Below are 26,194 nucleotides of genomic sequence, written 5' to 3' on the forward strand. Positions count from 1 at the left end.
CGCGTGTGGTGAGTTACTTGGTCTCGACGTTGCTCACGAGCCACCGGTCGCCCGAGCGGACCAGGGACACGACCATGCGGTACTTCTGTGTGTTTCCCTCTGGCGCTGCGACATTCTTGGCTTGTTGGTCGACGAACACGAGCACCTTGGCCGACGAATTGTCCAGCGATTCGATACCGACGTCTGTCGCCGTCGCGCTCGCCTGGCCTTGGCCCCCGGCAACGACTTCGCGAAGTGAATCGACCATTGTTCGGTAGGTGCCGGCAAACTCGTCGGTCGACATCGAGGCAATGCTGTCTTTGTTGGCATCGAGGTTCTGATAGTCGAAGGAGGACATGATGGTCGAGTAATCCCGCGCGGTGTCCAAAGCCTCCTGCCGCAGCGTGTCTTCCTGATTCGCCGAGTACATCTGGAATCCGAGCACCGCCAATGCTGCGACCAGCGCTACCGCCATTAGTGAGATCAGTGCGTTGCGTGGCTCCTTCAGGCGGTGAAGTAGCGACGGAGAAGTCGGATGTTCGGCCACCTCGGCTTCTGTCTCGTCGAGTAGTGCGTTGTCACCGTGTGCCATTTCCCAGTCCTTCCAACATCAATCTCCAGTAGTTCAGGGCGTCGACTCCGGTCGGGACGAGAATCGGATCTGCGACGACGGGCGGTCCGATCGGAGTGCCCGGGACGATCGAGTTCTGCAAACCGAGGTCGTTCGGACGCGGAGCATTCTGTGCTCCGCGTTGGACGAGGTCGTCGGCGGGGGGACAGTACATCGCCAGACTCGGACTGGTGGGAGACAGATCGCCGACCTCACGCCGAGGGGTGTCGTAGTTGCAGACCGGCCCCTGGGTCGCAACCAAGGCAAAGTCGGCGCGATCGCCTTTGACGATGGATGCCAGTTTGGCGAGACCTTCAGGAATCGTGACAAGTCCGGTTTCCAGGGCCTCTGTGCGGTCGGAGATGATCGGTGCGACAGTGACGAGATTGGCCAGGACCGCTCCGAAAGTGTTGTGGTACTTGTCGAACAACTGTTGAGCGCTGTTCAGGGCGGCGGGCGAATGATCGGTGAGGTAGATCAGCACCGGCGCGTTGGATTCGAGTTGTTCGGTGAAGTTCTTGGCAGCTGCCATTCCCCGGACGAACGAATCCGATTGTGTCGCCATGGAGTCCACCAACGTGGAGGTTCGCGACAGCAGCGCAGCGAGTTCGGCCGACTGGTCGTTCAACTGCGCCGACATGGTCCCACCGTTGTCGATCATCGTCGCCAAGCTCGGGCCGAGCCCGTTGAACGAATTCCCCAGCTCGGTCCCGATGTCGCTGATCGCTTGTGGATCAATCCCTTCCAAGACACCGGACGCCTGAAGCATCAACTGGCTCATCTGGACCGGTTGCTGATCCGCGGGCATGGCGATCTCGTCGCCGTCCCTAAGATACGGGCCGTGGTCTGTGTTGGGGTAGATGTCGACATTCTGAATTCCGGCTGCGGTCCCCATCGTCACCTTGGCGACGCTGTCGGTAGGTATCTCGGTGTTGTCGTTGAGTGAGAGTTCCACCCGAGCCGTGCGGGTGCCTGCGTCGAGTTCGACTTCACTCACTTTCCCCACCTGTACGCCGCGATACGTGACGACCGTGCCCTTGGTCAGTCCGAAGGCGTCGGACATGTTGGCGTGCAGCCGGATTTGACCCCCGAAACCCTGAGGGCCGACCACGTAGACGATCCCGAAAGGGATGACCACAGCAGCGATCAGAGCGAACAGGACAAGTTGAACAAGCGCAAGGCGACTCAACGCGGACCTCCCTGAAGTAGATCGGTGAGAGTTCCCGCTGGTGCGATCGATTGACCGGCCATACCGCCGCTCCAGAGCTTGTCGATCGTTCCCGGAATATCCAGGGCGCCGTCGAAAACGAGGTAGTCACCCTGCACTGCACCGGTGAAGTTTTCGAGCAACCCGTTCATGTTCGTCAGCGTCTGGCCGATCTCCGAGTTGAACGAATCCAGAGTCCCGACAACGGTCGACGCATCGTGCAGCATCGCGTCGAGGCCGTTGGGAGACGAGTCGAGAATGGTGTTTGCGTTGGTGGCGAGCTGAACGGTCGAGTTCAACAGGCTCGCAATCTGATCCTTCTGTCCCACGAGAATCGACACCACCTGTGGAACGGAATCGAGGTAGTTGTCGACAACTACGCGTTGGCCGGCCAGTTGGGAGGAGACCCGGGCAGCGAGGTCGACGGCCTCGTCGAACTCGCTGCGGTGACTGCTTGCCTCTGCCATGAGCGAGGTGAGGGTCTCGGTCAGAGAACGAACTTCACCGGAGCGCCCGGAAAACGCGGTGTTCAGCTCGCGCACCACGGTATCGAGTTGGTCGATGCCGCTTCCGGTCAGAACCGTGCCGAGGGTGGCAAGCGCACTTTCGACCTGCGGACCGATCTCGGTGCGAGACTCCGGAATTGTGTCTCCGTCGCTGAGCGTGGAGCCGGACGGAACTTCCGGCACCAAGAGTCTGATGAACGGATTGCCAAGTGCGGACGGGAGTTCGACGGAAGCTTCGACGTTGTCGGGCAATGGCGTCGCGGCGTCCAGACTCAGAGTCACATCGGCTCCGACGACATCGGCTGACAGCGCGGATACTCGACCGATGACTTTCTGGCCGCTGCGGACGTCTGCTCCCAACACCAGGCCGTCGGCGCCGGCCAGCTGCAGCGCCACGTTGTACGCGTCACCGTCGGCCGAACGACCCAGGGGTAGGTCTTGAATGCCTGCGCTACAGCCGCCGAAGGCGAACACGGCCGCAGAACCCACACCGATGATCACGATACCGGCGATTATTCGAATCGATTGCCGCGTCAATTGCCACCTCCGGGGACGGCTCCGCCGGAAATCGCGGAGGCGATGCCGAGCGGATCAGAAGTGCTGAGGGGGAAGGAAATCGGATTCGTGAACCCGGCTCCGGTGCAGATCGGCAACTTGTAGGTGTCGCACAGCGGTTTCGCCACCGCGAACTGAGTCAATGCAGTCGAGACGTTGAGCCGAATGCGCCCGCGCTGATCAGGACCGATTGTCTGGGAGAGGTTCTGCATCATCAACGGCACCAGGTCCATGAACTCGGCGAGGCCGGGTTCTTTGGCAGCCAGAGTGTCACCGAGAACTCGCACGTTGTCGGCTATGGCACCGACATCATCGCCGTGAGTTGTCATGAAACTGTTCAACTGGTCGAAGACCACCTGCAGATCCTGCAGAGGCTGTGAGATGTCCATGTTCTGGCTCGCCCATTGATCACCCAGGACGCCGAGGTCGCCGACAAGTTCGTCGAGGCTGACCTGCCGTGCGTCCAGAGCATTCATCAAAGTGTTGAGATTGTCGACAAGGGCACCGATGTCTTCCGACCGAGCGCCGACAACTCCGGTTGCCGTGCTGAGGTTGCGAATTGCGGTGTTGAATTGATCGCCCTGGCCCTGCCACCCGGCGGCGCCGCGGCTCACGAGATCGCCGAGATTGCCCCCATCCCCGGCAAATGCGTCGGCCAAAGTGCTGACGCTTCCCATCAAGCCGTCGAAATCTATGGGGGAGTGGGCACGTTCGATCGGAATCTGGTCGCCGTCTTTCAGTGTCTCTCCGCCGGTGTACGCCGGGCCGAGTTCGATGTGTCGATCGCTGATCACCGATGGATTGAGGACATAGGCCGAGGCGTCGGCGGGCAGGTCCACGGAGTCGGGCATCGACATCGCTACTCGAACAGAAGTTCCGCGAGGTTCCACCGACGTGACCGTCCCGACGCCGACTCCGAGGACGGTGACCTTGCTTCCCTCGTAGATTCCGCCGACGTAGCTGAAATCGGCGTAGACGGTCTTGGACTGATCTGTTCGTCCGAATATGTACCAACCGGGCAGGGCGATCGCCAAGGTCACTACCAGCATGGCCGTGACGGCTTTTCGTGTATTCACTTGCAGCCCTCCATGATGCCGAGCGCGCAGAGCAGATTGTCCGGGATCACGGCCGCCGGCGCGTTGACGTCGGTCCAATTGCCGGTGCCGGTTGAATCGGTGACCGAACGCAGCGCGGAAGGAAGACGAGTCAACAGCAGGTCGATCTGATCTGCGTTGTTCTTCAGCGTGGTGGTGACCGCGACGAGGTTGTCGGTCATGGCTCCGAACTCGTCCTGACGATCGACGAAAGTGGTGGAGAGCTTCGAGATGATGATTGTCAGGTTGTCGACCAGCTGAGTCAGTGCGTCCTTGCGCATCGCAAGAGTTCGAACGATCGTCTGAGCATTGGCCGCAGTACCGACGATCGAATCGGTTTGTGCCGCAGCCATGTCCGACAGCTCACGAGACGTGATGAGAATCTGGTCGATCTGTTCACTGTTCTGCGCGAAAGCCGCCGAGGCGCCGCTGATTCCGGCCAGAGCCCGGCCCACCTGATCGGAATCAGTGGGAATCACCTGCGAAAGGGTGTTCATCATGGACTCCATCGCCTGTAGGTCGACGCCTGTTGCCGCAGTGGTGGCATCACTGCTGACGTCGTCGAGGCTGTACGGCACGGTTGTGCGGGAGAGCGGGATGACCCGCGCCTCGGAGTCGTCGACCACTCCGGCCGGCACGATCTCCAGGTAGCGCTTGCCGAGGACCGTCTTGAGCCTGACCGTCGCCGTGCTCTGGTTTCCCAAAGGCTGGTCCTTGTCCAAGCGGAAGTTGACGACGACGTGGTCGCCGGCAAGGTCGATCGAATCCACTCGGCCCGCGGGAACCCCGGCCACGTAAACCGGATCGGTGTCGGAAAGCCCGCTGGCATTGGCCAACTCCGCTGTGTATGCCGACGTGCGTACGTTGTACCAGAGCTTCGGAATGCCCAAGGCGGCGCCGAGCCCCACCACCAGAACGAAGATTCCGAGACTGCCCAGGGCGAGAGCGGTGCCGCTACCGCTGCGACGGCGATCCCCTTTGAACAGGAAGAGCATGATGCCGACGAACACGTCGATCAGCTTGACCAGGAACATCATGAGCACACCGGCGAGTGTGTCGGACCGAAGATGTTGGCTTCCATGTCGCCTGCCTTCAGAGTGAAATTGCACAGATACAGGCTGATGAAACTTCCGTAACTTCCGATCCGGTTGGCGGCGTCGGCGAACTGGGGAAGGTTGACGAGAAGTCTGTTGAACTCGTAGGTGCTCGCAATCCAACTCCCGGTGACACTTTCGAGTTGTTGCACGGTCTGACCGAATGCGCCGTTCGACCCGGCCATGATCTGAGCCAACGACGAGACAGTGCGGTTTCCCTGATCCAAGAGCGAGACCAGTTGATCGTTCTGCCCGACGACGGAAGTACTCAGATCGTTCAAACCGTCCAACAGACCGACTAATTCGGGTTGACGCTCGTCGACGGAGGTGAGAAGAGTGTTCATGTTCGTGAGTAGTTGCGCGAAGACGTCCTGACGGTCGACCAGGCCGGAACTCATGGTCGCGATCTGGTCGAGCAGGGTGGTCATTGCCTGGCCCTGGCCGTTGAAGGTTTCGACAAAACTTCGCGTGAGCGTGTTGACCTGCTCGGGCTGCAGCGCGGCGAACAACGGTTTGAACCCGTTCATCAGGGCCGTCAAGTTGATCGGCGGTGTTGTCTGCGCCAGCGGTATCGTGTCACCTGGTTCGAGCTGTCGTGCGGATACCGTTGTTGCGCTGTCGTCCTGCGTCAGTGCCAGATATCGAGCACCGAGCATGTCGCCGTAGCGCACGGCGGCACGGACATCCGACTCGAGGGAATATCGCGACTCGATTTCGACGTCGACGATCGCCTTGCTCGTCCCGCCTCCGTTGTCGGCGAACGCAACCGAGTCCACGCGGCCGATACGCACACCCGACATGGTGACCGGGTTGCCCGGGTTGAGTCCTTCGACGTCGGTGAACTCGAACGAGTACGAATCGGTGCTTCCGCGAACCGGGACCGACAACGTGTTCGCCACGAACGACGCGCAGGCGACGCCGGTGAGACAGAAGAGTGACAACCGAATTACCTGGCCAGGACGGACCTTCACGGGACGGTCACCTCGTTACCTCTGACCATCGGCCCCAACATCAGTGTTGTTGCCGGGTTGGGGGTATCCGAGGGTTCCGGCGATCCGCCCAGTAGTTGATCTTCGAGGTACCGCAGGGGGGCCGCTTCGGCTACGCCGCCCACGACCGGGGCACTGACGGGTTGTTCAGGCGTCAGGTTGGAGCCCGAACACTGTGCTCCGCGCGAGTCACCATACTGCGGGCAATCATCACCCGTGTATGGGAGCGGTTCGGCGAACGTGGCAACTGCTGTGATGTCGAACTTTCCGGTGGCGAAGACTCGAGCGCCCGCGGCGCCGAACGTACTGGCATTGGCGAGGGTGGAACGCAGTCCTCCGGGATTGGCCGCGGTGGTTGCGAGTATCTTTCCGGCGGAATCGATCACAGTGATGATGTTTCGGTTGTTCGCCCCGACAAAATCGTCGACGGTAGCGGCGAAGACTGCGGCCGCGCCGATCGAGGACTCGAGATTCGCTCTGTTGGCGACCATGTCGTTCGAGACGGTTGTGGCGGCTGCCAAGGTATCGAGAATGTCGGGGGTCGCACGGTCCAACGCGTCGACGACCGACTTGAATTCGGGTGTCGATTCGAGGAATTGGTGTGCGGCGGGTGTCAGTACGCCGGACGCGGCACTGAGATTGTCTATCGTGGTACCGATCTCGGCTCCGTTTCCGTCGAGCGCCTGGCCCAGCGCAGTCAGGGCTGTCTGCAACTTCTCGGGCTGCATCGCAGTGAGGACGCCCACCAACTTGGTGTACACGTCGTAGAGCGCAACGGCTTCGGGACCGTCGTCCATGTGGATCTCGTCTCCGTCCGCCAGAGTCGTCTGGCCCTGCTCATTCGGACTGTCCACGAGCTGAATGTAGATGTCGCCGAAGAACGTGCGTGGAACAACGCGAGCCACCACGTCAGCGGGAATCTTCGACGCGTCATCGGTCTGAATCTGCAACTGCACAACGGATTCGGCGGTTCCTGATTCGATTTCGCCGATTCGGCCGACGTTGACGCCGTGGTACCGAACCGGAGCTTCACCGCTGATGAGACCGGCTGTGGCTGGAACAGCGACGAAGATGTCGGTGCTCTGCTCGAGATTTCCCGAACCGCGTAGAACCATTGTCACGGCGGCGGCGACGGCTACGACTATGGCGATCGCGCCGCGAAGGGCGTACACGATCTTCGTGCGTGTAGTGAGTCTGTCCACGGCTCAGACCCCCATTCCCGGGATCTGGGGCACGAGGCCCCACAGCGCGAAAGTCATCAGTACGTCGAGGATTCCGATCGCGAGGATCGCAGTCCGGAGCGCGCGCCCGGCCGCTTGCCCGACGCCGGCCGGACCGCCCGATGCGTAGTAGCCGTAAGCGCAATGAACCAGCGCGACAACAGCGGCGAACACCACGGCCTTGAGACCCGAGTACAGGAGATCCTGCGGAGAGATCGCCAGATGGAAGAAGTAGTCGTAAGTACCTGCCGATGCGCCGTTGAAGAACACGACGACCAGTCGGGTCGAGAGGTAACTGGCCAGGAGTCCGATCATGTAGATCGGGATGACACAGATCATGGCAGCGATCACCCGGGTACCCGCGAGGAAGGGGATCGATCGGATCGCCATCGAGTCCAGCGCGTCGATTTCGTCGGAGATACGCATGGCCCCGATCTGGGCGGTGAAACCCGTTCCGACCTTGGCGGCCAACGCGATCGCGACGACAACAGGGGCCAGTTCACGGGTGTTGGCAACCGCGGACAGCATGCCGGAGAGCGAGGTCATCCCGACAAGCTCGAGGCCCCGGTGGGTCTCGACGCCCAACATCATCGCCGCGGCCAGCGACATCGCGAAGACGATCCCGATGGTGCCGCCGCCGGACAACAAGGAGTTCGTGCCGAAGCTGACCTCGCTGATCTGACCGAGTACATGCTTGCGGTACTTGGTGAGCGCAAAGGGGATCGATGCGATAGTGCGGACGTAGAAAGTGACGTGCTGACCGAGGGAGACGAGGCCGTCGCCCGCGGTTCGCAGGGGTCTGCTCGCTTGACGTGCTCGAACACGGAGATCGACGAGCGACATCAGAATTCACCGACTGCCGGGACGATTACGGTGTAGAGCGCGGACAACACTGTGTTCACGATGAAGACGAGCGCGAACGCGATGACCACGGCTTCGTTGACTGCGTCGGCAACGCCGCGTGGGCCACCTTTTGCATGTAGACCTTTGAAGGTGGCGACCAAAGTCGAAGCGATGCCGAAGACCGCAGCCTTCACCAAAGCCATGACGAAGTCGGAAGATCGCCCGTACTGACTGAACGTTGCCATGAACGTTCCGGCCGGAAGATGCTGGACGTAGATGTGGTACAGGTAGCACGCGATCACACCGCCGAAGGTGACCATCGAACACAGTGCAAGGGAGACGATCACTGCCGCAACCAATCTCGGTGCGACGAGGCGCTCGATCACGTCGATGCCCATCACTTCCATCGCGTCGATCTCTTCCCGGATCTTTCGTGAACCCAAATCCGTGCAGATCGCCGATCCTGCGACACCGGCCATCATCAACGCGCACACCAGCGCCGCGGCCTGACCGACGATGATGAAAGCTACGACAGCTCCGGAATATCCACCGGCTCCGATCCGGCCGGCCAGTTCACCGACCGAGACGGCGATGAATACACCGATCGGAATCATGAGAAGCAGCGACGGGCCGGTGCTGACGCGACCGATGAACAGGGTCTGAGTAACCGTCTCGTGCAATGAGAGTCGTCTGCGCAGGATTGCCGTGAACAGGCCGAAGAGTGCCTGAACCGAGAATCCGATCAGATAGCCCCCCTGTAACGCTACGTCTCGCACCGGGCCCTTCGCGGCTGGCAGCTCGTACGTCATCTAATTGAATTCCTTTGCAGATCAACAGTGTTCGGCACGGAGTTCGAACTGTTCGAGCGCTGGCGGTCGAGCGAACTGCCTGTGAAGCATCTCACACATATATGTGTCCAAGCAAGCATTATGTGAACCGAAATTCTCGTCGAACTGTCAGCCCTGTTGACCGAGTTTCCTTCATTGACGTGGAGATATCGGAACTGTTCATATCGACATCCTGTGTATGTTTACGAATATTCCGAATCTGTCAGTCGGATTGCTTCGTGGATGCGGGCTGGATGCTTCGAGCGGTGACCCTACCCACTGCTGGTGGCCACAGGCAACGTTTTGTTAACGAAGATTCTCGGTGGAAGCAACGGGGGAGGTGGCGAAGGGTGAGTGGTGTGTTCTGATCAAAGGCAGCGTTACCTGCATGTATGAAACTCTAGACGCGCGATGTGCTGAAATCGGTGTACGAGTTTTCAGAATCATGCTTATGCTGATTCTCGTCTGATGAGCAGGCGGATCGAAGTGCTTTGTGCGTGAGGGCTGGAGAGTGGGGTACACGGTGAGCCTGAACGATCAGTTCGTCGACGCGCAGACGTCGAATGGGATTGTTCGGCAGCCGAGGTCCGACTCCGTCAAGAGGCGACCAAAGGACCGCAAGGCGCAGATCGCGGCTGCAGCGGCAATCGCGTTCAGTGAGCGCGGATATCCTGCTGTCAGTGTCGACGACATCGCGTCGGCGGTCGGTATTTCGGGTTCGGCGCTCTATCGGCACTTTCCGAACAAGTACGCGATGTTCCGCCACGCGGCACTGGAGTTGACCGGAGCGCTCGCCAGTGCCCTCGATGCCGTTTCGGTTGCGCCTGCGGCAACCGATGCGCAGCGGTTGCGCGAAGATCTGATTGCAGTGATACGAACGACGATCCGCAATCGGCGTACGGCCGGAATCTATCGTTGGGAGAGCCGGTTTCTCGACACCGATGATCGGAAATCCGTTCGAGCGCAAGCCAGTACGGTCAATCGCCGAGTAGCCCGGTATCTTTCGCGTTCCGAACCCGCGATGACGGCGAGGGACGAGACCCTTGTCGTGGCAGCGATGTTCAGCGTCATCGGCAGTATCACCGTCCATAACCTGTTGCTGCCCCAGCGAGCGATGGAGAAGGTTCTGCTCGACGCGTGTCTGGCGATAGATCAAGGTGAGGGTGCAATCACCGCTAGCCGCTTGGAGCAGTCCTCGTTACCTCGAACCGTGACCACGAACAAACGTGAACGTCTCTTGCAGGAAGCCGTGCGCCTCTTCGACTCTCGCGGGTATCACGACGTCAGCATCGAAGAGATCGCCGCGGCCGCCGGCTTGAACGCATCCGGTATGTACCGCTACTTTCCCAGCAAGGCAGAGCTTCTCGGCGCCGTGTTCTATCGAGCTGCAGATCGCTTGGACTTGGCGACGGCAGCGGTCTTCGACTCCGCGACTTCGCACGAACAAGTGCTCCGGTCACTGTCGGCGATGTACGTGGAGTTGTCGTTTGCACAGCACGAATTGATGTCGGTCTACTTCTCCGAGATGAACAACCTTCTGCCGAGTCATCGAAGCGATCTGAAGAATCGCCAGAAGCTTTACGTGGTCGAATGGGCGCGAGTGCTCGGCGAGATTCGTCCTGAGCTGTCGGCAGTAGAGGCGAAGTTCGTAGTTCACGCTGCGCTCAACCTGGTCCCGGATGTCGGCCGCATGATGAAGTTCGACGCTGCCGCAGAGAACGCGGCCATGTTGCAGGTGTTCATGTCGGCAGTACTGTTCGGCCGTCGGGCTTCGGCCGCCTGAAGCGTGTCGGTGAGTGTGCGTAGTCTGGCCCACTATGAGCGAAGTCGTGTCACTGGCAGCTGCCCGTCGCATAGCGCTTGCCGCTCAGGGATTCGGCAAATCGCATCCCACGACGGTGACGCGTCGCAATCTGGTCGGCGTGATGGACCGGCTGCAGGTGCTGCAGATCGACTCGGTCAATGTCTTCGAACGCAGTCACTACCTACCCGTTTATGCGCGATTGGGCGCATACGACAAATCCAGACTCGATCAGCTTGCCTTCGCCCCCGGTTCGGGATACCTCGAATACTGGGGCCACGAAGCAACGTTCTTGCCGGTGGACATGTGGCCGTTGTTCCGTTGGCGGATGGACCAGTTTCGCGCCAAAGCGTTGAGTGACAAGGACGGGTGGGCTTCCGATCGGAGTGTCTTCCTCGATTGGTTGCGGCAGGAGTTGCGCGACAACGGTCCGATGGCGGCGAGCGAGATCGAACACGAGGCGAACACACGGCGCGGTCCGTGGTGGGGGTGGTCCGACGTGAAGGTCGGGCTGGAGACGCTGTTCCGTTGGGGCGAGGTGGTCTCGGCGGGGCGCGCCGGTTTCGAGCGTCGTTACGGCCTGGCCGAGCAGATGCTTGCACCCGAGATACTCGACGCACACGTCGAGCGGTCGGAGGCGATACGCGAACTGGTGCTGCGGGGTGTGAAGGCACACGGTCTCGGCACCCTCGACGACATCGCCGACTACTTTCGTCTGCCCAGCGCAGAAGCACGAACGGCATTGCAGGAACTCGAAGACGCCGGCAGCGTGCGCCGGGTGTCCGTCGACGGCTGGGAGCGTCGAGGCAAGGCAAGGGAGGTGTGGATCGATCCGCGAGCGAAGCGTCCCAGGTCCATCCGTGCGGATGCGCTGTTGTCACCCTTCGACCCGGTAGTGTGGGCACGCGATCGAGCGTTGCGGCTCTTCGACTTTCACTACCGGATCGAGATCTACACTCCGGCGCACAAGCGAGTTCACGGATACTACGTGCTCCCGGTGTTGTTCGACGACAAGATCTGCGCCCGAGTCGATCTGAAGAACGACCGTCAGAACCGTCGACTGCTTGTCCGCGCGGCGTGGGCCGAACCCACCGCGGACGCCGACACTGCGCCGCGGTTGGCGGAACTCCTTCGGAGAACTGCGCGTTGGCAGGTCTGCGACACCGTCGAGGTGGAGAACAAAGGTACGTTGTCTCAGCAGTTGGCCGCCGCTATGACGTGAGCCTTAAGGTCGCGAGGACGATTGTCATTCGGGAACTGTTATGCGTCCGTCGGTAGCTGCCTGATTGATGGAATTTCTCAATGCGGAACAACTTCCGGATCGAATTCTCGGCGGTTCAGCATCGTCGCGGTACTCCAAACATGCCGTGCGCGAATCTGATCGCCACTGGGTCGACGTGTGATGCCAGCTGTTCTTCTCCACGAGGACGTATGTTCCGCACCGCTCGCAGTCCAGCGGTTCCATGGTCATTGCCCTACTCCTGCGGCGGCCCTGCGTGCGATGTTGTCAGCGACTTCCTGCTTCCACACTTCGATGGGTTTGCTTGTGTCCATCTCGAATTCGAAACGGTCGACCATCTCGGGCGTGACGTCGGCGACGTCCACGTAGAACTGTTCATACCACCGCCTCAGTTGGTATACCGGACCGTCCTCGGTGCAGAGCAGCGGATTGTCGATGCGGGTCTTGTTCTTCCAGATCTCGATGTCCTGCTCGAACCCGACACCGATGTATCCGATCATCGCGTCGACAAGTTGATCGGCGAACTCGGCGGGCATCTCTGCGGACTTCTGGACGGTAATGCCGTACATGAGTACGAATTTGTTCGGGCTCACCGGGTAGTGGCAGTTGATCAGCACCGAATCGGTCGTGAAGTTCTCGTAGACGTAGCGCAAGTCGTCGATCATGAACGACGGTCCGTGGTAGGCCGCTGTCGAAAGATTCGACACCAACTTCGGTACGTCGGGGTCGGTCCAGGTCACGATGTCGTCGCGGTTGATGCCGCTCTGCTCCTGGATGGCGACGTGTCCTTCGAAGACGTTCTTGAAATAGGTGGGGAACGAGAAGTGCACGTAGAAGAAGTGCGCCATGTCAACGACGTTGTCGACGATTTCTCGGCAGTTCGTATCGATGACTATCGACTTCCAGACCCAATCGGTCCACTCGTGCTCCGCAGACTTGATGATCGGTATGGCGACTTCGGCAGGAGGCGGATTGCCTTCGGGGTCGTGCCAGACGAAGAGCAGCCCGTCTTGTTCGAGCGCAGTCCAAGCGCGGGTCTTGGCAAGCGGGGGGACACGTCGAGCATAGGGAATCGCGGTGCACTTACCGTTGCCTCCCCACCTCCAGTCGTGGAAGGGGCACGCGATCGAATCGCCCTTGACCGTGCCCTGACTCAGGTCGCCGCCCATGTGACGGCAGTACGCGTCGAGGATCTTCAGTTCGCCATGCGAGTCGGAGAAGACGACCAGTTTGGTACCGAAAGCTTCGACGGAATGCGGGTTCCCGTCGCTGTAGTCCTTGGCGAGGCCGAGGCAGTGCCATCCGCGGGCAAATCGAGTGGGAGGTTCTCCCTGGTCGATGATGCGAACCTCTTCCGATTCATTGACATCCGCAATTGTCATGTTCTTCCTTTCGTGAGTGCACCCGGTGGGCTGGACCGAGCGACGTTGTACGACAGTCGAAGGGGGGTAAATCTTTGGGCAAGTCACATACGCTGCGACGAGATGTTGCCGCCGTCGACAACCAATTCCGTTGCGGTGATGTAACTTGCTTCGTCGGACAGCAGGAAGCGGACAGCGTGTGCGATTTCCTCCGGGCGACCGAGCCTGCCGAGGAGGATGCGTCGTTCGAATGCCCCGTCACCCAATGCGTCTACGGTCGGCTGAAGCAGAGGGGTCAGAATCTGTCCGGGAGAGACGCAGTTGATCCGAATGCCGTCCGGGCCCAGTCGGTCCGCCAGCGATCGGACCATCGACAACATCCCACCCTTTGCAGCGGAGTAGACAGGGTTGATTGCATTGCCCAAAGTTGCGTTGATCGAAGCGATTCCGACTATTGCCGAACCGGGATTGGCCGTGAAATCAGGCATCAACTGTTGAACCAACAGGATGAGCGGACGTAGATGGGTGTTGATACCCGTCTCCCACACGTCGAGCGTCACTCCTTCGAGGGATCCGATATCGACGACCCCGGCGGAGTGAACAAGTCCGCCGATGGAGGGAAGTGAGGAACGGGTTGTGGCCAATGCGGCCGCGTAGTCGTCCGCTCTCGTGAGATCGATTCCCACTCCGATGGCGTCGATGCCGAATTCGGAGGAGATCACGGCTGCCTGATCGACCGCTTTTGCCTCGTCGATATCCCAGAGAGCGACTGGTCGTCGGATCGCCGCGAGCGCGCGGGCGGAGGCCAATCCGATTCCGGATGCGCCGCCGGTGATGATCACGCCTGTCGACGGGGATGAAGCATTCATGTGTCCTCCTGATTTTGAAGCGTTCTGCTCGGCGCCGCATGATCTGATGGGCTCCGGTCATCACTGTGACGAGGGATGGATTCGGGCTCAACGAACATGACCGATCATCGGTATAGGTGCTGGTGAGAGCCCATGCAGATGCATCTCCCGCTGCGTGGGAAACGTACTGGCGTCGTGTGTCCACGGAAGCTCAGATGGGCGGAACGAATGTTGGCTGCCGAAGCGGCGGGCCACCGGAACGGAGACATCGATGTTGATCGGACCGATCACCGAAGAGTCCATCCCCATGTCAACTCTCGACAGACTGTCGGTGGTGGTGGACTGCTTTCGTGACGCGCCTCGGCTGACATTGGGGGAGGTGGCGCGCCGAACCGGGATTCCGCGATCGTCCGTGCACCGGATGCTACTGAAACTCGTGAGGATGAACTGGCTACGCCGCGAAGGACTCGAGTACGAGATAGGCGACAAGCTAGGAGATCTGGGCGCGCTCTCGCTGTATCGAAACAAAGTGGATCGAGTGGTTACGCCCCTACTTCAGCAATTACATTTCGTGACTGGACACGCCGTGCACCTCGGGGTGTTGGAAGGAAACCATGTGCGCTACATCCAGAAGATCGGGAGCCTGATGGTCCCCGACCTTCAGACTCGCGTCGGCTCACGTATCCCAGCGCAAGCGTCGACCATCGGGAAGTCACTGTTGAGCGCCGGCAACAGATCGGTGGCATCGTCGCACAACGCCAATGGCGTTCGCCAACACGCAGTTGCGTTCGGAATCTGCAATTCCGGGATGGGCTGTATCGGCGCGCGAATCGGGGTGCTCGACCACATGCCAGTAGGTCTCTCGATTTGTGGGCCCTTGATTCGCGGCACGATAGACAAGAGGAACGCCGCTCCCGTACAGATGGCGGCAGCAGCGATCTCGCAGTATTTCGGAATGATCGACGGGTTCGAGCAGGAGAAGACGGGATAGTCCGACAAACGCAAAGAGCGCGCCTCCTCCGACTCCGCGTAAAGCGCAGTGGGGGAGACGCACTCGGATGAATCTGCGTCAGCGAAGAGCCGCAAGCGCGTCGATACGCTTGGCCGCGTCCTCCATGATGTTCTCGATCAGTTCCTTGCAGCTGGGCAGATCGTTGATCATTCCGACAACCTGACCCGAGGCAAGCACGCCGGCTTCCGTATTGCCCTCGACCAGTCCGGCCTTGAGCAACATCGGTGTGTTGGCTGCCATGATGATCTGCATCAGCGTGCGGTCACCCGACCGCTTCATCGCGAGACCGTCCTTGGCGAGGGTCGACCACTTCATGCCCGTCATGGCCTTGAACTTCGTGGCATTCTTGGCCGCGGCTATCAAACCGGTTGCATAGCTGGAACCTTCGAGGCTGTTGACCAGGTCGGTGTTGAGCACACGATGAGGCATGCCGTCGACCTTGCGGGAGACTGTTGTATCCGTCAGTCCGCGCTTGAGATACTCCTGCTTGACGGAATCGGGAACCGAAGAGTCGCTGGTGAGAAGGAATCGCGTTCCCATTGCGACACCGGCAGCGCCGTACGCCAATGCGGCAGCCAGCCCGCGGCCGTCGAAGAATCCGCCACCGGCGATGACCGGAATATCGACCGCGTCGAGAACCGAGGGGAGAAGCAATGTCGTGGCCACACCGCCGGTATGGCCACCACCTTCGCCGCCCTGGACGATGACGGCGTCCGCGCCCCAGGATGCAACCTTGACCGCGTGCTTCGCGGCACCGATCGAGGGCACGACGACGATGCCGTGGTCCTTGAGCTTGGCGATCAGTTCCTTCTTGGGAGCCAACGCAAACGACGCGACCTTGACGCCTTCACGGATCAGCAGATCCGCGCGTTGCGGGGCGTCAGTGGCGTCGGCACGCATGTTGACGCCGAACGGCTTGTCCGTGAGCTGCTTCGTCTTCTTGATCGCGTACTCGAGCTCGTCGTACGTCATCGTGGCCGAAGCCAGGATGCCGAGACCACCGGCGTTAGCCGTTGCCGACGTGAGAGCGGGACCGGAAACCCAGCCCATACCCGTCTGCACGATCGGGTACTCGACACCGACCAGTTCGGTCAGCGCGGTCTTCAGGGTGGGGGTCATGCCGAGACCTCACGGTCCCGGAGGTTGCGCGGATCGAGGGTTTCGCGGATGAGGTGAAGTTCTTCGGCGGTGGGGTCACGGGTGATACCGGCCTCGGCGAGTCCGGCAACCTCGAACGAGGTGTTCTCGGCTACCTCTTCGGCGGTGACGCCGGGGTGAAGGCTCAACGCGCGGAAGGTGTTTCCTGGTCCGCCGAAGTCGAAGACACCGAGGTTGGTGACGACGCGGGGGATGTTCAGGTACTTGTAAGCCGGATTCTCGGGATCGATCTGGTCGTAGCCGACACCGCACACCACGTCGACCTTGTCGACGAACACTCGCTTGGAGTGCTTGGGGACGAAGTAGCTCGTCGCGTGGTTGATGGTGTTACCCGGGGCGCCGCGCACACCGAACATCTGACGCGTCGGCTGCTGAAGCGGGCCGAAGGCGGAGAGGTTCTGGTTGCCGTGGCGATCGAGCTGATTGGCGCCCATGACTACGTGACGGCGGCCGGAAGCGACGACGTCGAACACCTTGCGGAACGGCATCCATCCTTCGACGGGGCCCTTCGTTCCGACGGCCGGAGTGTCCTCGAGAATGAGGGCTTCACCATCGGTGATCAGCAGGTCGGGCTCGGTGGTGAGTCGAGCCAGGCGAGCGCCGATGGTGGACGACGTCGACATCGGGCTGGCCATGATTTCGCCTGCACCGGAGAAGATTTCAGCGCAAGCGAGAACAACGTACTCTGCGCGGGTGACGGTGGATTCGCTCATTTTGCCTGCTCCCCTGCCTTTGATGAATCGGCAAACTTCTTTACTGCGGCTTGGTAGTCCTCTTCGCTGCCGGAGAGGAAGGTGTCGACGAACGCCTGCCACGACTCGGGGGTCTTGGCGGACTCGGCGTAGTGACGCTGGAACTTCTCGTCGCGGCCGTAGCTTTCGCCGGCCAACGTGAAGTGCGCACCATTGGGTGCCTCGACGACGGCGTCGACCATCATGCGGTTGAGCAGAAGGTTCTGCAGTGGAACGGATTTGACCAGTTCCTCGGTCTCGACGATGCGTTCGACGGAGACGTAACGCTTTTCGGCCGCCATGCAGTACAGGTCGTCGAAGTACGGGTCGACGCCGTTGTACGCGGCATTGCCGTGCTTGTCACCGAGATTGAGATGAACGAACGACGCATCGAGGTTGAGCGCAGGCATCGCGATCAAGGTCTCGGAGCGGCCGTCGGCCTCGGGGTACGGGGAGGTGACGGTCTTGAGTTCGTCGCCCCAGAAGTTGCGGACGTCCGAACCCAGGCCGGCGCGGATCGGGAGGAAGGGAAGGCGAGCGGCAGCTGCTTCGAGGCCACACTTGACCATGCCCTCGTCCATCTCGCGGACTTCGATCTCACCGGCGGTGCGTGCCTTGGCAAACCACGGGTCGTAGAACGGCGCGGAGTCGAGGGACACGAAACCGTAGTACGCCTTCTTGACCTTGCCGGCCGAGCACAGCAGTCCGAGATCCGGTCCGCCGTAGGTGACCACGGTCAGGTCCTTGATGTCCGAACGCAGAATCGCACGCACGAAGGCCATCGGCTTGCGGCGAGATCCCCAGCCGCCCAAGCCGATCGTCATTCCGCTGCGGAGTTCGCCGACTACCTCGTCGAGCGACTTCGTCTTGTCACGCTTGCTAGCCATGTTTGTCTCAGCCTTCCTTCTGGGTTGCGTTCTCGCGCGGCTTGCCGGTGGCGACGAACTCGTCGCGGTGTTCGTCGGACACGCCGAGGAGGTTGAGTTCGAAGGTGTAGCCCTGCTCGAGGCGGTAGCTGCCCTTGACGTCCACCGGGTCGATGCCGTTGATGGCTTCCTTGGCGCACCGGATGATGCGGGTGTCCTTGGCGGCGATCTTCGCGGCGATCTCGCGAGCGCACTCGTCGAGCTTCTCGCGCGGGACCACGTCGTAGACGCTGCCGAACTGCTTGAGTGTGTGTGCGTCGACGCTCTGTGCGGTGTAGTAGAGCGTGCGCATCATGTGCTGTGGCACCAGCCTCGAGAGGTGTGTGGCAGCGCCGAGTGCGCCGCGGTCGACCTCGGGGAGGGAGAAGATCGCGTCGTCGGAAGCGACGATCACGTCCGCGTTGCCGACGAGTCCGATGCCGCCGCCGACACAGAATCCGTTGACGGCCACGACGACGGGTACAGCACAGTCGTAGACGGCCGCGAAGGCCGCGGCGCAACCGCGGTTGGCGGCGACCAGCGCGTCGAATCCCTCGGTGGCCTGCATCTCCTTGATGTCGACGCCGGCGTTGAATCCGCGTCCCTCGGCTCGCAGGATCACTACGTGAGTGTTGAGATCCTTGCCCGCGTCGAGGATGGCGTCGGCAAGCTCGAACCATCCCTTGGACGGGATTGCATTGACCGGCGCGTAGTCGATGGTGACCGTGGTGATGCCGGTTCCGTCGGAGGAGGTGCTGATGCCCATATCGGGATTCCTTACGTCTGTGTACCAAACCAAGCGATTGCTTGGTAAGTTAGCACACAAGCGGAGCCGACAAGCCCGAGCAGAGTGCATTAGGAGACAAATATGAGTGGATTGGTCGACGGACGCGTAGTCATCATCACCGGGGCTGGCCGCGGTATCGGACGTGCGCATGCATTGGCATTTGCTGCCGAGGGCGCCAAGGTCGTCGTCAACGACATCGGTGCGGGTGCCGACGGTTCCGCGACCGGTGAGAGTCCGGCCGAGCAGGTTGTCGCGGAGATCATCGCCGCCGGTGGTCAAGCAGTGGTCAACGGAGACGACGTCGCCGACTGGGCGGGCGCCGAGAATCTGATCAAGACCGCGATCGACACCTTCGGTGGCCTGGACGTACTCGTGAACAACGCAGGCTTCCTGCGGGACCGCATGCTGGTCGGCATGAGCGAAGGCGAGTGGGACGCGGTGATTCGCGTGCACCTCAAGGGGCACTTCGCGCCGCTCCGTCACGCAGCTGCCTACTGGCGCGCCGAGGCCAAGGCAGGCAAGACCGTCGACGCACGCATCATCAACACCAGTTCGGGTGCAGGACTGCAAGGTTCGATCGGCCAGGGCAACTACGCCGCGGCCAAGGCCGGCATCGCCGAGATGACCATCCAGGCCGCCGCCGAGCTCAAGAATTACGGAGTCAGTGTCAACGCGATCGCGCCTGCTGCGCGCACACGCATGACTGTCGGCGCGGGCGGGGCGATGGCCGAAGCGATGGCAGCTCCGGAAGAGGGCTTCGACGCCATGGCTCCCGAGAACATCTCGCCGCTGGTCGTCTGGCTCGGTAGCGCCGAGTCCAAGGACGTCACGGGCCGGGTGTTCGAGGTAGAGGGCGGAAAGATCACCGTCGCGGAGGGCTGGCGTCACGGCCCGAGCGAGGACAAGGGAGATCGCTGGGACCCGAAGGAGATCGGGCCCGTCGTGGCAACGCTGTTGGAGAAGGCGGAGATTCCGACGCCGGTGTACGGGGCGTAGGGCCTCCGGCCCTGTGAGTGGTTAAGGAGTGCAGGAACTCCTCAACCACTCACAGGCGGCGTGCCGCCTACGCGGGCGCCCGAACCACCAACACGGTGCCGGGGAACTCAGCTGCGAGTTCGCGCCGCGAATGCTTCACGCAGGCGGTGCCGTAGCCCTTCTTGCGAGATTCCGGCGCGATCCAGATCGCCACGTTCACCTCTTGGCCGTCGAGTTCGCCGAATACCAGGCCGACGCTCTTCGGGCCGTCACCGGAGACGTCCTCGGCGACGAACCAGGCAGCGCTCTCGTCGTCGATCCGACCGAGACCGCCGACGCGCTCGGCTTCGATCCGATCCTCGCTCCACGGCTTGCCGTCTTCGCCGAGCTGCTCGGCCGAGCGAATCGTGAACAGTGCCTTGTCTTCTGCGCTGTCGCTGAACGGACGCAGGGTGAAGTTCTGCCCGCTGCTCGCGGGACGATCGAGCGTCGTCCATTCGAGAGTGGCGTCGAGATTCTCCAGCTCGCCCTGGATGCGATCGCGCGCTGCCTTGGTCAGTGCGCTGAACTTGAGGCTCAGAACTGCTTCGGCATTTGCTTCCGACGTGCCGAGGAGTTCCGCGACGGTGGTCAGTGCCTCCTGGTGGTCCTTGCTGTCGACCACTGCGTCCAGCACCTCGTGGCGACGCTCCAGCGCACGCACGAGGGCTGAGGTGATCTCGCGTCGGTCCAGGATTTGATCTTGAATATGCGTCGTCATATATGCGACTCCTTGCTGTGTTCGAGGCTCTGTCGAAACGCCGTGCGGACCGTACGAGTCAATAGTGCTCCAACTCGCCGGTTATGGCACGCGTTCAGCCTCCGGTGCGGCGAACGAGCCGTTCGTAGCGCTGGCGGGCGGCTTGAGTGCTTCCGAGTCCCAGCCCGAAAGCGATGTCCTGCCAGGTCATGCCCCGTTCGCGGGCAATCCCGAGGAACAGTGCTTCCAGCTGTTCCATTTCGGCTCGGGCCTTGGGGATCAGAGTCAACGCGGCCATGACGTCGGCATCGTCGACCTCGGGTTCGTTCGGCTGCGGTGTGTCGGTGCCACCCGCAAGACGAGCCACGACGCGCACCGCGCCGTAGGGCTCGAGCATCTCCGGATGAGATTGCCGCGCGCGCTGGCTTGGGGTCGCGCCGTGGCGCTCGCTGATTCGAAAGAGTCCGGCGTACTCGCGATGTGCGCGTTCGCGGCCGGAATCGATCGGTCTGAACTGGTCATCGGTCATGAACCCAGGGTGGCACGAACCCGGGTCAATGTAAACGTTTTGTTGTAAACAGTTCGTTTAACTCTTCAGTGGCTCGCACACGATGACGGGAATGACCCGGTCGGTCCAGGCCTGATAGTTGTCGAAATCCGGATACATCGCCCTCAACATCGGCCACAGCCGAGCGCGCTCGTCCTCGGCCGCGACGCGGGCTTTCATCGAGCGGATCCGAGACTTGATCTGCACCGTCACCACCGGGTCTGCCTTGATGTTGAGGTACCACATCGGGTTCTTCGGAAGACCGCCTTGCGACGCCACCAGAATCACGTTCTCGCCGTCCTCGAGGAACAGCAGCGGGCTGATCCGCTCCTCGCCGGATTTGCGACCGGTGGTGGTCAGCAGGCAGATCGGCAGCCCGCGAGGGAACGCGCTGCCGACCCGCCACTTGCTACCCAGCCGCCCGTCGGTGGCGCGATACATCGCGACGTTCGCCTTCGACATCCACTTGATGATCTTGACCGTCGCCGGAGCGTCGAGTCCCTTGGGTTTGGCTGGGGGAGTAGTCATCTCAGATACGCTCGATGATGGTTCCGGTGGCCAGTGCGCCGCCGGCGCACATCGTGATCAGAGCCGTCGAGCCGTTGCGGCGCTCGAGTTCGTGCAGTGCGGTGGTGATCAGGCGAGATCCCGTGCTGCCGACCGGATGGCCGAGAGCGAGCGCGCCGCCGTTGACATTGACGTTGTCGAAGTCAGGTTCGTGAACCTGAGCCCAGGACAGTGCGACGGATGCGAATGCTTCGTTGATCTCGAACAGATCGAGATCGCCGATCTTCATTCCGCTCTTCTCCAGGACACGGCTGGTTGCCTGCACCGGTCCGTCGAGGTGGAATTCCGGTTCCGAGCCGACCAGCGCCTGGGCGATGATGCGGGCTCGCGGCTTCAATCCGAGCGCGCGAGCCTTGTCCTCGTCCATGAGCAGGACTGCGGCCGCGCCGTCGGAGATCTGGGAAGACGTTCCGGCCGTGTGAATCCCGCCTTCGAGGACGGGCTTCAGTCGGGCAAGGGACTCCGCCGTCGTATCGCGCAGGCCCTGATCGCGATTGACGACCTTGGTCTCGCCCGTGAGGTTTCCTTCCTTGTCGACCTGGGGTGCCGAGAGTTCGAGAACCTCGCGGTCGAAACGTCCTTCCTCCCAAGCCTGCTTGGCCAGCGCCTGCGAGCGGACGCCGAGGGCTTCGATGTCGTCGCGGGTCAGTCCGCGTCGACGCGCGATGCGTTCTGCAGCTTCGAATTGGTTGGGCATGTCGATGTCCCACGTCGCGGGTCGGCGCGGCCCGGCCTGATCGCCGACGTTGGCGCCGAGGGGAACCTGGCTCATGGCTTCGATGCCGCAGGCGATACCGGCGTCGATGGCGCCGGTGGCGATCAGACCGGCGATCAGATGGTTCGCCTGCTGGGCCGAACCGCACTGGCAGTCCACGGTGGTTGCGCCGGTCTGCCACGGAAGTCCGGCGTGCAGCCAGGCCGTGCGCGTGATGTTGTTGGACTGAGCGCCGGCCTGGGTGACGCAGCCGCCGATCACCTGCTCGATCAGCAACGGGTCGATTCCCGACCGGTCGAGAACTCCCTTTTGTGCAGCTCCGAGGATCTCGGCGGCGTGCAGACCGGCGAGCCAACCTCCGCGCTTGCCGATCGGTGTACGGACAGCCTCGACGATTACTGGTGTGCCCACAGCGGGCTCCTTTCCTTGTAATGAAAAAATAGAACAGGTTCTCTGCGGGAAGCAAGACCTGCCGACGTTTCCTTTCCTAGTAAGCAGGCTTGTGTTTCAATGAGAGTAGAACGTGTTACACATCACGGATCCCCATCACCCCTGTGATGAAAAGGCTTAGGGCAGGAGACATCAGTGGCACAGCCCGCATTCCCCGAGGGAATCGACTTCACGGACCCCGACATCTACGCGGAACGCATGCCGTTCGAGGAGTTCGCCGAACTCCGGAAGACGGCCCCCGTGTGGTGGAATCCGCAGCCCCCGGAAATCGGTGGATTCCAGGACGAGGGCTTCTGGGTGGTCACCCGTCATGAAGAGGTCAAGGAAGTTTCGCAGCGAAGCGACATCTTCTCGACCCACGAGAACACTGCGATTCCTCGCTTCGCCGACGACATCCCGCGTGAGAACGTCGAGATGCAGCGATTCATTCTCATCAACAAGGACGCTCCGGAGCACACCAAGCTGCGCAAGCTGGTATCTCGTGGATTCACCCCGCGCGCCATCAACAGCCTGCGCGAGGAACTGACCGAGCGTGCCGAAAAGATCGTCACGACCGCGGCTGCCGGCGGTGCCGGTGACTTCGTGGTTCAGGTCGCGTCCGAACTTCCGCTGCAGGCAATCGCCGAGCTTCTCGGTGTGCCGCAGGAAGATCGAATGAAGCTCTTCGACTGGTCCAACCAGATGACGTCGTACGACGATCCCGAGTTCGACATCGACCCGCAGGCAGCGTCGATGGAGATTCTGGGATACGCGTACCAGATGGCGGATCAGCGCAAGAAGTGTCCCGCCGATGACATCGTCACCAAGCTCATCGAAGCTGACATCGACGGAAATGAGCTCTCCCCAGAGGAATTCGGCTTCTTCGTGATCCTGCTTGCGGTCGCGGGTAACGAGACCACTCGCAATGCCATCACACACGGCATGGTTGCCTTCCTCGACAATCCCGACCAGTGGGAGCTGTACAAGAAGGAACGCCCCAAGACGGCGGCCGACGAGATCGTTCGTTGGGCGACCCCGGTGACTTCCTTCCAGCGCACCGCGCTCGAAGACACCGAACTCGGCGGACAGAAGATCAAGAAGGGCGATCGCGTCGTGATGATGTACGCGTCGGCCAACTTCGACGAGGACGTCTTCGAGAACCCGACGAAGTTCGACATCATGCGTGACCCCAATCCGCACCTCGGATTCGGCGGCACCGGTGCGCACTACTGCATCGGCGCCAACTTGGCCCGTCTGGAAATCGATCTGATCTTCAATGCGATCGCCGATCACCTACCCGACATCACCAGGCTCGGGGATCCCCGACGCCTTCGCTCGGGCTGGCTCAACGGCATCAAAGAGTTTCAGGTTGATTACAAGACATCGGGCTGCCCGGTCAAACACTGATCCGGACATATACTGACCTGGTAACCGGCGAGTAGGTTCTGTGTAGGTTTTCGGGAGTTGCCTCTGCACTCTCGAACACGCGGAACTACAGTAGACGTTCCGGGAAGCCACCTGTTGGCAACCTGGAACTGCGGCGGCGTCTGCGGGATCCCTCATCTCCCGTAGGCGCCGCCGTTTGTAGTTCAATCTCCAATTCAGCCGCCGTACGGTTTGGTGATGGCTTCCAGGAAATGTCCCGACGGGTCGAGGAAGTAGACCCCACGCCCACCGTCGTTGGTGTTGAAGCCGGTACTCGACTGGCGCGGATCGGCCCAGTGATCCAGTTTCAACGCCTGTATCCGCTGGTAGATGCCGTCGAAGTCATCATCGGAGACGAGGAAGGCATAGTGCTGAGACGCAACCTCGGCGCCTTCTTCCACCTGTGCGAAGTCCAACGTCACGCCGTGCTCGAGTTCAACGCCGAGAAAGTAGCCGGCTTCGACTGGGCCTGGAAGACCGAACATGTGAGTGAAGAACCACGCAGACTCTTGTCGGTCTTTTGCGGCGATGATGGTGTGATTGAACGAAATGGTCATGAGTGACCCCTTGCGGTACGACGCCTCCATGCCTGACGCAGTCCGTCATCGACACGCGACGTTGGGAACCAGGAAACCATTTCGAGGTTCTCGGTGCAAGTACGACAGGCTGATTCGAATACGACGAGCGCGGCCCCGGTCGATGACCGGGGCCGCGCTCGTACTGTGGGTTCTCAGGCTTTGCGTGCCGTCTTCATCGCACGGTCCACTTCCCAGAATGCTCGAAGCGACGCGATCTTGCCGTCGTCGTTCACGCGATAGACGAACACGCCCTCGGCGTCGATGATCGAGCCGCCGATGGTGGTCCGGATCTTGCCGATGTTGACGTTCTCGTTGCCGCACACCAGTGAATCGTCGATCAGAAATTCGAGCTTGTCCGCGTTCGCGATCGTCATGTCGTAGAACTTGGAGATCGCTTCGCGCCCGTGATGGCCTTTGCCTTCGGGATCGAAGCCCGAAGGCCCGACCGGATCCTCCACCCAACCGTCCTCGGCGAAGAGGTCCAGCCAGGCTTCCTTGTTCTTGCCACTCGCTGCGGCGCGCGAAGCGTTACCCGCGACGCGGGCGGGGTGTTCGTCGGTCATCGCGGCTCCTCAGTTGATGTACTGCTCGGCGAATTTGCGCATCGAATCCTGCTTTGCCTCCAGCGGGGCATCGAATCCGATTCCGTCGAAAACCCAAGGCACGGTGATGATGTCCGTGACGCCGGCATCTTCGAGCTCTGCGTAACCGTCCTTGCCGAAACGGTCGATGCACACCGTCTGGATTTCGAATGGCTCGTTCTCGCGGCCGTACTCGGCGCGCAGTTCGCGTAGTCGTGCGATCACACCCACCAGGTCGTCGAACTTGATCATCGCCGAGGTCCAACCGTCGCCGACTCGCGCAGCACGCTTGAGTGCGACCTCGGTGTGGCCGCCGACGTAGAACGGAACCGGCTTGGTGGGGGCCGGGCTCATCTGCAGGCGATCGAAATCGAAGAACTCACCGTGATACTCGACCATGCCGCCGCCGAGGATCAGTTTGAGGACGTCGATCATCTCGTCCACACGTGCGCCCCGACGCTTGTACGGAGCGCCGCACCACTCGAACTCTTCCGGAGCCCAACCGATTCCGACGCCGAAGCCGAAACGGTTGTTCGTCAATGCGGCCACGGAACCGACCTGCCGCGCGAGCAGGACGGGATTGCGGCTACCCAGCTTGAGCACCTGGGTGTAGAACTCGATCTTCTCGGTCACCGCGCCCATTGCAGCCGCGGCGATGAGCGGATCGACCCAGGGGGTCTCGGCATTCCACATCCGAGACCCGTCCGGGGTGTACGGGTAATCCGCCGCCTGCGTTTCCATGAAGAACAGTGAATCGGGGAGAGCGATCGACGAAAAGCCGCATTCCTCGGCAGTTTTGGCGATACCGGCTAACTGGTCCAAGGGGTTCATGGCAACCCCGACGGTGTACTTCATCTTCGGCCTCTTCCTG

The 26,194-nt window shown here is 61.3% G+C and carries 27 protein-coding genes; 5 read left to right on the top strand and 22 right to left on the bottom strand.

Annotated features, from left to right (window positions below):
• Positions 1-13: 13 nt before the first annotated feature.
• Genes YH3_RS06175 through YH3_RS06215 form a run of 9 tightly spaced genes read right to left on the bottom strand, consistent with a single transcriptional unit; the run spans position 14 to position 8,906 of the window.
• On the bottom strand, positions 14-571 hold the full coding sequence (locus tag YH3_RS06175; protein WP_054827261.1) for a hypothetical protein: 558 nt from the start codon (positions 569-571) through the stop codon (positions 14-16).
• On the bottom strand, positions 558-1,778 hold the full coding sequence (locus YH3_RS06180; protein ID WP_064075633.1) for an MlaD family protein: 1,221 nt from the start codon (positions 1,776-1,778) through the stop codon (positions 558-560). The genes YH3_RS06175 and YH3_RS06180 overlap by 14 nt, the downstream gene beginning before the upstream one ends.
• Positions 1,775-2,803 carry an MCE family protein gene (locus YH3_RS06185; RefSeq protein WP_238592527.1) on the bottom strand — a complete coding sequence of 343 codons (1,029 nt, stop codon included), beginning with the start codon at positions 2,801-2,803 and terminating at the stop codon, positions 1,775-1,777. The genes YH3_RS06180 and YH3_RS06185 overlap by 4 nt, the downstream gene beginning before the upstream one ends.
• A gap of 32 nt (positions 2,804-2,835) precedes the next feature.
• Entirely contained in the window at positions 2,836-3,933 is a 1,098-nt protein-coding gene (locus YH3_RS06190; protein ID WP_003945762.1) for an MCE family protein, read from the bottom strand.
• A complete protein-coding gene (locus tag YH3_RS06195) occupies positions 3,930-4,985 on the bottom strand; it encodes an MCE family protein (protein WP_064443477.1) in 1,056 nt (351 codons plus the stop codon). The genes YH3_RS06190 and YH3_RS06195 overlap by 4 nt, the downstream gene beginning before the upstream one ends.
• A complete protein-coding gene (locus tag YH3_RS06200; RefSeq protein WP_064443124.1) occupies positions 4,985-6,016 on the bottom strand; it encodes an MCE family protein in 1,032 nt (343 codons plus the stop codon). The genes YH3_RS06195 and YH3_RS06200 overlap by 1 nt, the downstream gene beginning before the upstream one ends.
• Positions 6,013-7,236 (bottom strand): MCE family protein, encoded by a 1,224-nt coding sequence (locus YH3_RS06205; RefSeq protein WP_064443125.1) that lies wholly within the window; start codon positions 7,234-7,236, stop codon positions 6,013-6,015. The genes YH3_RS06200 and YH3_RS06205 overlap by 4 nt, the downstream gene beginning before the upstream one ends.
• Positions 7,237-7,239: 3 nt before the next feature.
• Entirely contained in the window at positions 7,240-8,097 is an 858-nt protein-coding gene (locus YH3_RS06210; RefSeq protein WP_003945491.1) for an ABC transporter permease, read from the bottom strand.
• Positions 8,097-8,906 carry an ABC transporter permease gene (locus YH3_RS06215; RefSeq protein WP_003945485.1) on the bottom strand — a complete coding sequence of 270 codons (810 nt, stop codon included), beginning with the start codon at positions 8,904-8,906 and terminating at the stop codon, positions 8,097-8,099. Before YH3_RS06215 ends, YH3_RS06210 begins: the two co-directional genes overlap by 1 nt.
• 541 nt (positions 8,907-9,447) lie before the next feature.
• On the opposite strand from YH3_RS06215, the gene YH3_RS06220 reads away from it, so the two are divergent.
• Both YH3_RS06220 and YH3_RS06225 read left to right on the top strand, forming a co-directional pair.
• On the top strand, positions 9,448-10,707 hold the full coding sequence (locus tag YH3_RS06220) for a TetR/AcrR family transcriptional regulator (RefSeq protein WP_007734242.1): 1,260 nt from the start codon (positions 9,448-9,450) through the stop codon (positions 10,705-10,707).
• Positions 10,708-10,741: 34 nt separating this feature from the next.
• On the top strand, positions 10,742-11,947 hold the full coding sequence (locus YH3_RS06225; protein ID WP_064443126.1) for a winged helix-turn-helix domain-containing protein: 1,206 nt from the start codon (positions 10,742-10,744) through the stop codon (positions 11,945-11,947).
• Positions 11,948-12,192: 245 nt separating this feature from the next.
• Here the strand turns inward: YH3_RS06225 and YH3_RS06230 are convergent, their stop codons facing one another.
• Positions 12,193-13,347, bottom strand: coding sequence for a Rieske 2Fe-2S domain-containing protein (locus YH3_RS06230; RefSeq protein ID WP_042449476.1), 1,155 nt, complete (start codon positions 13,345-13,347; stop codon positions 12,193-12,195).
• 83 nt (positions 13,348-13,430) lie between these two features.
• Positions 13,431-14,195, bottom strand: coding sequence for an SDR family NAD(P)-dependent oxidoreductase (locus tag YH3_RS06235; protein ID WP_007734247.1), 765 nt, complete (start codon positions 14,193-14,195; stop codon positions 13,431-13,433).
• 250 nt (positions 14,196-14,445) lie between these two features.
• Here YH3_RS06235 and YH3_RS06240 point away from each other — a divergent pair, with 250 nt between their 5' ends.
• Entirely contained in the window at positions 14,446-15,165 is a 720-nt protein-coding gene (locus YH3_RS06240) for an IclR family transcriptional regulator (RefSeq protein WP_050655743.1), read from the top strand.
• Positions 15,166-15,243: 78 nt separating this feature from the next.
• Here the strand turns inward: YH3_RS06240 and YH3_RS06245 are convergent, their stop codons facing one another.
• Genes YH3_RS06245 through echA20 form a run of 4 tightly spaced genes read right to left on the bottom strand, consistent with a single transcriptional unit; the run spans position 15,244 to position 18,746 of the window.
• Complete coding sequence (locus tag YH3_RS06245) at positions 15,244-16,305, bottom strand: nitronate monooxygenase family protein (protein WP_064443127.1); 1,062 nt, start codon at positions 16,303-16,305, stop codon at positions 15,244-15,246.
• On the bottom strand, positions 16,302-17,057 hold the full coding sequence (locus YH3_RS06250) for a CoA-transferase subunit beta (RefSeq protein WP_003945796.1): 756 nt from the start codon (positions 17,055-17,057) through the stop codon (positions 16,302-16,304). Before YH3_RS06250 ends, YH3_RS06245 begins: the two co-directional genes overlap by 4 nt.
• On the bottom strand, positions 17,054-17,962 hold the full coding sequence (gene ipdA, locus YH3_RS06255) for a cholesterol ring-cleaving hydrolase subunit IpdA (protein WP_003945662.1): 909 nt from the start codon (positions 17,960-17,962) through the stop codon (positions 17,054-17,056). The genes YH3_RS06250 and ipdA overlap by 4 nt, the downstream gene beginning before the upstream one ends.
• 7 nt (positions 17,963-17,969) lie before the next feature.
• On the bottom strand, positions 17,970-18,746 hold the full coding sequence (echA20, locus tag YH3_RS06260) for a (7aS)-7a-methyl-1,5-dioxo-2,3,5,6,7,7a-hexahydro-1H-indene-carboxyl-CoA hydrolase (RefSeq protein WP_003945611.1): 777 nt from the start codon (positions 18,744-18,746) through the stop codon (positions 17,970-17,972).
• 102 nt (positions 18,747-18,848) lie between these two features.
• Between echA20 and YH3_RS06265 the strand changes: the two genes are divergently transcribed.
• Positions 18,849-19,763, top strand: coding sequence for an SDR family oxidoreductase (locus YH3_RS06265; RefSeq protein ID WP_003945561.1), 915 nt, complete (start codon positions 18,849-18,851; stop codon positions 19,761-19,763).
• Between the two features lie 67 nt (positions 19,764-19,830).
• Here YH3_RS06265 and YH3_RS06270 read toward each other — a convergent pair whose 3' ends face one another.
• From YH3_RS06270 to YH3_RS06285, 4 genes are all read right to left on the bottom strand, one after another.
• Complete coding sequence (locus tag YH3_RS06270) at positions 19,831-20,502, bottom strand: GNAT family N-acetyltransferase (RefSeq protein WP_003945460.1); 672 nt, start codon at positions 20,500-20,502, stop codon at positions 19,831-19,833.
• Positions 20,503-20,596: 94 nt separating this feature from the next.
• On the bottom strand, positions 20,597-21,010 hold the full coding sequence (locus YH3_RS06275; RefSeq protein WP_007734258.1) for a hypothetical protein: 414 nt from the start codon (positions 21,008-21,010) through the stop codon (positions 20,597-20,599).
• Between the two features lie 57 nt (positions 21,011-21,067).
• Positions 21,068-21,556 carry a nitroreductase family deazaflavin-dependent oxidoreductase gene (locus YH3_RS06280; protein WP_050655745.1) on the bottom strand — a complete coding sequence of 163 codons (489 nt, stop codon included), beginning with the start codon at positions 21,554-21,556 and terminating at the stop codon, positions 21,068-21,070.
• Position 21,557: 1 nt separating this feature from the next.
• On the bottom strand, positions 21,558-22,721 hold the full coding sequence (locus YH3_RS06285; RefSeq protein WP_058227631.1) for a steroid 3-ketoacyl-CoA thiolase: 1,164 nt from the start codon (positions 22,719-22,721) through the stop codon (positions 21,558-21,560).
• A gap of 174 nt (positions 22,722-22,895) precedes the next feature.
• Between YH3_RS06285 and YH3_RS06290 the strand changes: the two genes are divergently transcribed.
• A complete protein-coding gene (locus YH3_RS06290; protein ID WP_007734267.1) occupies positions 22,896-24,146 on the top strand; it encodes a cytochrome P450 in 1,251 nt (416 codons plus the stop codon).
• 194 nt (positions 24,147-24,340) lie between these two features.
• Here the strand turns inward: YH3_RS06290 and YH3_RS06295 are convergent, their stop codons facing one another.
• The 3 genes from YH3_RS06295 to YH3_RS06305 form a co-directional block, all read right to left on the bottom strand.
• Positions 24,341-24,721, bottom strand: coding sequence for a VOC family protein (locus YH3_RS06295; RefSeq protein ID WP_058227668.1), 381 nt, complete (start codon positions 24,719-24,721; stop codon positions 24,341-24,343).
• Positions 24,722-24,894: 173 nt separating this feature from the next.
• Positions 24,895-25,305 (bottom strand): nuclear transport factor 2 family protein, encoded by a 411-nt coding sequence (locus YH3_RS06300; RefSeq protein WP_007734269.1) that lies wholly within the window; start codon positions 25,303-25,305, stop codon positions 24,895-24,897.
• Between the two features lie 9 nt (positions 25,306-25,314).
• Positions 25,315-26,178: a TIGR03619 family F420-dependent LLM class oxidoreductase gene (locus YH3_RS06305; RefSeq protein ID WP_019746978.1), complete on the bottom strand. Its 864-nt coding sequence runs from the start codon at positions 26,176-26,178 to the stop codon at positions 25,315-25,317.
• Positions 26,179-26,194 lie beyond the last annotated feature (16 nt).

Source organism: Rhodococcus sp. YH3-3 (genome assembly GCF_001653035.1).
GTDB classification, from domain to species: domain Bacteria; phylum Actinomycetota; class Actinomycetes; order Mycobacteriales; family Mycobacteriaceae; genus Rhodococcus_F; species Rhodococcus_F qingshengii.